Origin of the sequence: Mesorhizobium sp. M0833 (assembly GCF_040319905.1) — a bacterium.
Classification (GTDB): domain Bacteria; phylum Pseudomonadota; class Alphaproteobacteria; order Rhizobiales; family Rhizobiaceae; genus Mesorhizobium.
Genome location: NZ_JAMYOQ010000022.1, coordinates 78,267 through 85,776, shown reverse-complemented (window position 1 = coordinate 85,776; position 7,510 = coordinate 78,267). Strand labels below are relative to the sequence as shown.

Annotated in this window: 3 protein-coding genes and 1 pseudogene; 2 read left to right on the top strand and 2 right to left on the bottom strand. The window is 62.5% G+C overall.

The window, feature by feature from the left end:
* Window positions 1–96 (top strand): annotated as a pseudogene (locus tag NKH98_RS23225) (IS5/IS1182 family transposase); the annotation flags it as partial.
* A 44-nt stretch (window positions 97–140) separates the two neighbouring features.
* Here the strand turns inward: NKH98_RS23225 and carB are convergent.
* The gene (gene carB / locus NKH98_RS23220; RefSeq protein WP_352901994.1) at window positions 141–3,644 is read right to left on the bottom strand and encodes a carbamoyl-phosphate synthase large subunit; all 3,504 of its coding nucleotides are present in this window, start codon (window positions 3,642–3,644) and stop codon (window positions 141–143) included.
* A 249-nt stretch (window positions 3,645–3,893) separates the two neighbouring features.
* Complete coding sequence (locus NKH98_RS23215; RefSeq protein ID WP_352901991.1) at window positions 3,894–4,766, bottom strand: SH3 domain-containing protein; 873 nt, start codon at window positions 4,764–4,766, stop codon at window positions 3,894–3,896.
* Between the two features lie 281 nt (window positions 4,767–5,047).
* Here NKH98_RS23215 and NKH98_RS23210 point away from each other — a divergent pair, with 281 nt between their 5' ends.
* On the top strand, window positions 5,048–7,471 hold the full coding sequence (locus NKH98_RS23210) for a DNA/RNA non-specific endonuclease (RefSeq protein WP_352901989.1): 2,424 nt from the start codon (window positions 5,048–5,050) through the stop codon (window positions 7,469–7,471).
* The last annotated feature ends 39 nt before the right edge of the window (window positions 7,472–7,510 follow it).

Sequence of the window (7,510 nt, the reverse complement as noted above, 5' to 3'; positions counted from 1 at the left end):
GCGACCCGCTACGACAAACTGGCTGAGAACTATCTCGCCGCCCTCAAACTCGTCGCAATCCGAATCTGGCTACGCGGTAATGAGTCTACGTCCTAGGAATAGCAACACGGTGTTCAAATGTTCTCAAGGAAACGAGACACTCAGGCAAAATACTCCTGCAGCGGCCGAACCTCGAGGCTCCCCGCCCGCAGCGCCGCAATCGCCTCAGCCACCGCAGCTGCGCCCGATAGCGTCGTGTAGTACGGCACTTTCTGCATCAGCGTCGCCCTGCGCAGCGATTTCGAATCCGACACCGCCTTCTGGCCATCAGTCGTGTTGAAGACGATCTGCACCTGGCGATTGCGGATGGCGTCCTCGATGTGCGGGCGGCCTTCCAGCACTTTGTTTATCTTCTCCGCTGCGACGCCGTTCTCGGCGAGGAAGCGGGCGGTGCCTGACGTGGCCAGCACTTTAAAGCCCTGACCGGCGAGGCGCTTGACCGCCGGCAAGATGCCTTTCTTGTCTTCGTCGCGCACCGAGACGAACAGGGTGCCCGCGCGGGGGAGATCAACACCCGCCCCGAGCTGGCTCTTGGCGAAGGCCAGCGCGAAATCGCGGTCGAGGCCCATGACCTCGCCGGTCGAGCGCATTTCCGGGCCGAGCAATATGTCGACGCCGGGGAAACGGGCGAACGGGAACACCGCTTCCTTGACCGCGATGTGGCCGGGATTGCGCGGGTCGGGCATGGCGCCGTAATGGGCGAAGGCGTCTTCCAGGCTCTCGCCGGCCATGATGCGGGCGGCAATTTTCGCAATCGGCCGGCCGATGGTCTTGGCGACGAAGGGCACGGTGCGCGACGCGCGCGGGTTGACCTCGAGCACATAGACGGTGCCGTCCTTGATCGCATATTGCACGTTCATCAGGCCGCCGACATTGAGCGCGCGGGCAAGTGCGGCCGTCTGGCGCTCCAGCTCGTCAACGAGCTCCGAGGGCAGCGAGTGCACCGGCAGCGAGCAGGCACTGTCGCCGGAATGGATGCCGGCCTCCTCGATGTGTTCCAATATGCCGGAGACGTAGGTCGACTTGCCGTCGCAGAGACAGTCGACGTCGACCTCGATGGCGCCCGACAGATAGGTATCGAACAGAAGCGGGTTCTTGCCGAGCAGCGTGTTGATCTGGCCGGTCTTGTCGTTGGGGTATTTCTGCTTGATGTCTTCCGGCACCAGGCCGGGCACTGTGTCGAGCAGATAGGATTGCAGCATGCTCTCGTCGTGGATGATCTGCATGGCGCGGCCGCCGAGCACGTAGGACGGGCGCACGACCAGCGGGAAGCCGAGCTCGCCGGCGACGAGGCGGGCCTGCTCGACCGAATAGGCGATGCCGTTCTTCGGCTGGCTGAGGCCGAGCTTGTGCAGCAGCTTCTGGAAGCGGTCGCGGTCTTCGGCCAGATCGATCATGTCGGGCGAAGTGCCGAGGATCGGGATGCCGGCCTTTTCCAGCGCATCCGCCAGCTTCAGCGGCGTCTGGCCGCCGAACTGGACGATGACGCCGACCAGCTCGCCCGAGGCCTGCTCGGCACGCAGGATCTCCAGCACATCCTCCGGCGTCAGCGGCTCGAAATAGAGCCGGTCGGAGGTGTCGTAGTCGGTCGAGACGGTCTCCGGGTTGCAGTTGATCATGATCGCCTCGAAGCCGGCGTCGCGCAGCGCAAACGCCGCATGGCAGCAGCAATAGTCGAACTCGATGCCCTGGCCGATGCGGTTGGGGCCGCCGCCGAGAATGACGACTTTTTTGCGCGACGAGACCTGCGCCTCATTGGCGAGCACGCCGGCGAACGGCACCTCATAGGTCGAATACATGTAGGCGGTGGGCGAGGCGAACTCGGCGGCACAGGTGTCGATGCGCTTGTAGACCGGATGAACGTCGAGCGTACGCCTAATCTTCTCGATTTCTTCGACGTCTTTCCTGACCAGGGAGGCGAGGCGGGCATCGGAGAAACCCATCGCCTTCAACATGCGCAGATTGGCGGCGTCCTTGGGGATGCCGTGCTCGCGGATGCGGTCTTCCATGGCGAGGATGCCGGCGATCTGTTCAAGAAACCACGGGTCGATCTTGCACATTGCGTGCACGTCTTCCAGCGAGGTGCCCATGCGGATCGCCTGCGCCACCATGCGCAGCCGGTCGGGTGTCGGCGTGCCCAAGGCGGCGCGAATGGCATTGCGGTCGTCGACATGGCTGGCTGGCGCGCTGCCGTGGCCGATACCGGGGATCTCGATCTCGTCCAGACCGGTCAGGCCGGTCTCGAGCCCGCGCAGCGCCTTCTGCAGCGATTCCTGGAAGGTGCGACCGATGGCCATGACCTCGCCGACCGACTTCATCGAGGTGTTCAGCACCGGCTCGGCGCCGGGAAACTTCTCGAAGGCAAAGCGCGGGATCTTGGTGACGACATAATCGATGCTCGGCTCGAACGAAGCCGGCGTCGCGCCGCCGGTGATGTCGTTTTCCAGCTCGTCCAGCGTGTAGCCGACGGCGAGCTTGGCGGCGATCTTGGCGATCGGAAAACCGGTCGCCTTGGAGGCCAGCGCGGACGAGCGCGAGACGCGCGGGTTCATTTCGATGACCACCAGACGGCCGTCCGCCGGATTGACGGCGAACTGCACGTTGGAGCCGCCGGTCTCGACGCCAATCTCACGCAGCACCGCAATCGAGGCGTTGCGCATCATCTGGTACTCTTTGTCGGTCAAGGTCAGGGCAGGGGCGACGGTGATCGAATCGCCGGTATGCACGCCCATCGGGTCGATGTTCTCGATCGAGCAGACGATGATGCAGTTGTCGGCCTTGTCGCGGACAACCTCCATCTCGTACTCCTTCCAGCCGAGCACGCTCTCCTCGATCAGCACTTCGGTGGTCGGCGAGGCATCGAGACCGGACTGGACGATCTCGAAGAATTCAGCGCGGTTGTAGGCAATGCCGCCGCCGGTGCCGCCCATGGTGAAGGAGGGGCGGATAATTGCGGGCAGGCCGACATGGTCGAGCGCTTGTGCTGCAATCGCCATGGCATGGCTGATGTAGCGCTGCTTGCGGTCGCCCTCGCCGAGGTTCCAGCGGGTTTCCAGCGCGTCGAGCGCGGCGTCGAGGTTTTCCGGCTTCTCGGCTTTCAGCGCGGCGCGTTCGGCCTCGTGCGTCTTGCGGTCGGCATTCTTGACGTCGGTGGCGTTGGCCAGCATCGACTTCGGCGTTTCCAGGCCGATCTTGCTCATCGCCTCGCGAAACAGTGCACGGTCCTCGGCCTTGTCGATTGCGGTGGCGTCGGCGCCGATCATCTCGACCTGATAGCGGTCGAGCACGCCCATGCGGCGCAGCGACAGAGCGGTGTTGAGGGCGGTCTGGCCGCCCATGGTCGGCAGCAGCGCGTCGGGCCGCTCCTTGGCGATGATCTTGGCAACCACTTCGGGCGTGATCGGCTCGATGTAGGTGGCATCGGCCAGCTCCGGGTCGGTCATGATGGTGGCCGGATTGGAGTTGACCAGGATGACGCGAAAACCCTCTTCCTTCAGCGCTTTGCATGCCTGGGTGCCGGAATAGTCAAACTCGCAGGCCTGGCCGATGACGATGGGGCCGGCCCCGATGATCAGGATCGACTTGATGTCGGTGCGTCTTGGCATATCGAAGGTCCGTTCGGCAGGCGGCTTGCACGAAAAACCGGACGGGAAGACCCGGCCGGTTGTGCTCGCGATTCTGGTATCAGGCTAGGAGGGCCTTATAGGGAAGAGTTTTGCCGGATGTAACCCCGAAAATGAGGCAGTAGGGCAGTAGGGCAGTAGGGCAGTAGGGCAGTAGGGCAGTAGGGCAGTAGGGCAGTAGGGCAGTAGGGCAGTAGGGCAGAGGTTCGGCCGCCCTTCAAACATATTGCCCTACTGCCCTACTGCCTTATTCCCCTTACGACTATCCCCCAACGCCAGTTGATCCGTAATCTCGAAGCGTTCGGACGCGCCGACGCGGATGATGTTGAGGCTGCCTTCGCGCGTGAAGCGGAATTCGCCCGGCCCATTCGAACCGGCCGGCTTGCCGGCCTGGAAGCTGATGATGCGCGTGCCGCCGTCGGGCCAGGTCACGGTCACGTCGGTTTTGTCGCCGGTGCGCGCGACGCCTGCCTTGCAGTTGGTCATTGGCTGGCCGAGATAGCGCGCGCAAGGAATGACGTTGCCGGCACCTGGGAATGGTGTCCCCGGCGGCTGCAGCCGTGCAACGGTCTGTGCGTCGGCCGGAGGCGCCGCATTGGTCGCGCCGAAATTCTGGACGGGACCCACTGCCGCGGGCGCCGATCCATCAACCTGTCCAGTCGAGGGATCGCCAGCGGCCAGGGCCAGGCGGTAAGCGTCCTCGATAGCCACCCTGCCGATTGCGTCAGCGGTGTTCAGCGACGTTTCGGGAGCAGTTGCGCCAAGGCGCGTCGTCAGATCGGGCAGCGGTTGAGAGGCAGGGCTCTCCGCATTGGCCGCCGCCTGGGGTGTCACTTGCCGGGGATTGATGGGGTCGAGGTAGCGTGCGGGTGCCCATCCGCTCAGCTTCGGGTCGTCAATGTCTTCGACCTTGCACCACTTGTAGCCGCTGACCTCGCCACAGCCGAGATTTTTCACGCTCGATCCACTCGGCAACCGCGCCTCGATCTTGCCCATGGCCGACGCCGTGGCGCGCACGTTCAGAAGGTCATCGGGAGCGAGACCCGTCACAATCGAGATGATGGGCTCCGGCTCCTGGCCGTTGGCCGGCAGCTCCGCCAGCATCAGCGGAGCGGCCACCACCGCAAGCAGCGTCGTCAGGAGTGTTACTGTGCGCCTAATCATCTGCCATGGGCGGTAGGTTCAATTGCCGAAGGCGTGGCCAGGCACGAAAGCGCCATCGCACGCCAGCGGGTTTTTATAGGCGACGAGGCGGCGCTGTGTAAGCCCGAAAAGGCGCCGCGTGTTGAATCGCTACCAGGCCACTTCCATGAACTAACAGCCGGCAAAATATTGCACATTTCATGTAAATATGCACTCTCTCAAGTAAGGTTGAGGAGGGCAATATGGTCGACCTTGAAATATTCGCGCAAGTGGAAAACATAGTTCGCCAGCGTATCAAGAAAACGCGCGCCGAAATTGAGGCTTCACTTGGTCACATCGCCAACGGCAATCCGCTGGCCGCCGAACAGACCCTCTCCAGGCGCCTCGACAGGTTGCAGGTAAAGGCGTCGCTCAGCCGCACCGAAGCGGAGATGATATCGGCAGCAATCGACATGAGATCTGCCGGGGAAAGAAAGGCCGCCGCCAAACAGCCAGGACCGGAGGCAGTTCTCGGCCCAACGCTCGATTTCATCGGGGTCGCATTTCTGGAGCGTGGGCGCCGTGCTGCCGACGCGGTCGGGCGCGTTGCCTTTCTCAACGGCAATCCGCAAGGATCGGGTTTTCTGGTCGGGCCAAGGCTGTTCCTCACAAACAACCATGTGATTTCGTCGCCGGCGGATTCCCGGCGCTTCCAGGTCCAGTTCGATTATGAGCAGGACGGTGCAAATGCCGTGCGCACGCCGACGACGTTCCTGTTCGATCCTGAATCCTGTTTCGTGACTGATAGCATAGAAGGTCTGGATTACACGCTGATCGGGGTCGGCGAGCGGCGTTCCGGCCCAAAGGAACTGGGGGAGTTCGGTTTTATCTCGCTATCGGACGCGCGCGACAAGCATATGCTCGGCGAAATCGCCAACATCGTCCAGCATCCCGATGGCCGCTTCAAGGAACTGGTCCTGCGTGAAAACCGGCTGGTGGCCCGCGACGAAACGGTTCAAGTGCTGCACTATGTTGCCGATACCGAACAGGGTTCGTCCGGTTCACCGGTCTTCAACAACGAATGGGAGCCCATTGCCCTACACCATTGGGCCGGCCCGTTCCACGAGGTGACGGGCATAGCTGGCTATGCGCTTGCGCGCGAGATCAACGAAGGCATACGGATCAGCGCCATCGTTGACGATCTGGGCGCTAGAAAGTCCAGGCTGCCGGGCTCGTCGGCATCGGCGGTTTCGGAAGCTCTGGCGATTTGGTCCGGCACGCCGCGCATGATGGATGAGAAAGTTCGGCTGAACGCCGACAGTCGCGGAGACGTGCCGGACAAGCCGGTGCAGCGGCCTGAACCGGATCGCGGCCCGCCGGCGACGAGACATAATGCCGATGGCTCGGTCACGTGGACTTTTCCCGTCGAGATAAATGTCCGGGCGCCGTTGATCGACGGCGACGGAGGCGATGCGAGACGAAACGACGGTCCAGCAAGCGAACCCGCCAAGGTCGTGGCCATCGCCGAGGCCGCGGGTTGGAAAACAGAGGACTTCGACGATCGTGGAGGGTATGAGCCCGGCTTCATACCGGGCTTTGTCCTGCCAATGCCGACGGTTGCCAATTCACCCTATCGGTTGGCCAAGAACCTTCTTGCCAAACCGGGCGAGGACCCACACGAATTGCGCTACCATCATTTTTCGATCTTGATGAACGCCGATCGCAGGCTTGCCTTCGTCACCGCCTGCAATATCGATGGATCCCGTACCAAGGCGGTCAATCGTGAGGACAAGACGGTCATCGACAACCCGTCGCTTGTCGACTTGGGGGTGGAGTCGATTTCCGGTTCGGAAGCCAGCGATGCTTTCCGGCCCGATCGCCGCATCGACCTTGGCGAGCAGATGACCCAGGAATTCTATTCGAGCCAGAATGTGCCCGGATTTCCCGTCGCAAAATCCAAGGAACGAATAGCTCGAATGTTCCAGAAGGGCCATATTACGCTTCGGGGCGACCCCGCATGGGGGGTGGATCAGGAGGCGGTCGCGGCAGAACGCGACACGTTCTTTTATACCAATGCTGCGCCGCAAGTCGGCTTCTTCAATCAGGGAAGCTCGCTTGACCATCCCGGCTCCAAGGGGAAGCTGAGATGGCGCGCGGTGGAAACCTATGTGCTGCGCAACGCCTATACGACGCGAGGCCGGGTCACGGTGTTTGCCGGGCCAGTGTTCCGCGAGGACGATCCTCCCTACCGCTTCGACAGCCATGTTCCGCTGAAGTTCTGGAAGATCGCGCTGTGGTCCGATCAAGCTGGCCTGCGCGCCATCGCGCTGCTGGCCGACCAGAAGCCGGTTTTGGAAGTGATGCCCGAAGCGTTCGGCGAGCGTGCCGAGGCATTCGACGACCCGCTTGAAATTGCCAGGGTATCGGAGTTTCTTTCGACGGTGGCCGAGATCGAAGAGCTGACCGGTCTGAACTTTGGCCAGCAGGTGCGCGACGCCGACATTCGGGCCGGTTCCGAATCGACTCCAGCACAGACTTTCAACCCAGGGCATCTAACGCCCAGTACGTCACGGCCAAAGGCTTCATCGCCCAAGGCTTCATCGCCCAAGACTTCGACGCCCAAGACTTCGGCGGCCATCGCCCGACGTCCTGCCAGGCGATCGAAGCGATCCGCGTCCGACAACTAAAGATTGCGGCTTCTGCCGCTCGAAGGCGGTCATCCGTTC

Bases quoted from the DNA above. Each gene is read 5' to 3' on its own strand.
- NKH98_RS23210 (WP_352901989.1), top strand. From the start codon at position 5,048: ATGGTCGACCTTGAAATATTCGCGCAAGTGGAAAACATAGTTCGCCAG.
- NKH98_RS23215 (WP_352901991.1), bottom strand. From the start codon at position 4,766: ATGCTGGCGGAGCTGCCGGCCAACGGCCAGGAGCCGGAGCCCATCATC.
- carB (WP_352901994.1), bottom strand. From the start codon at position 3,644: ATGCCAAGACGCACCGACATCAAGTCGATCCTGATCATCGGGGCCGGC.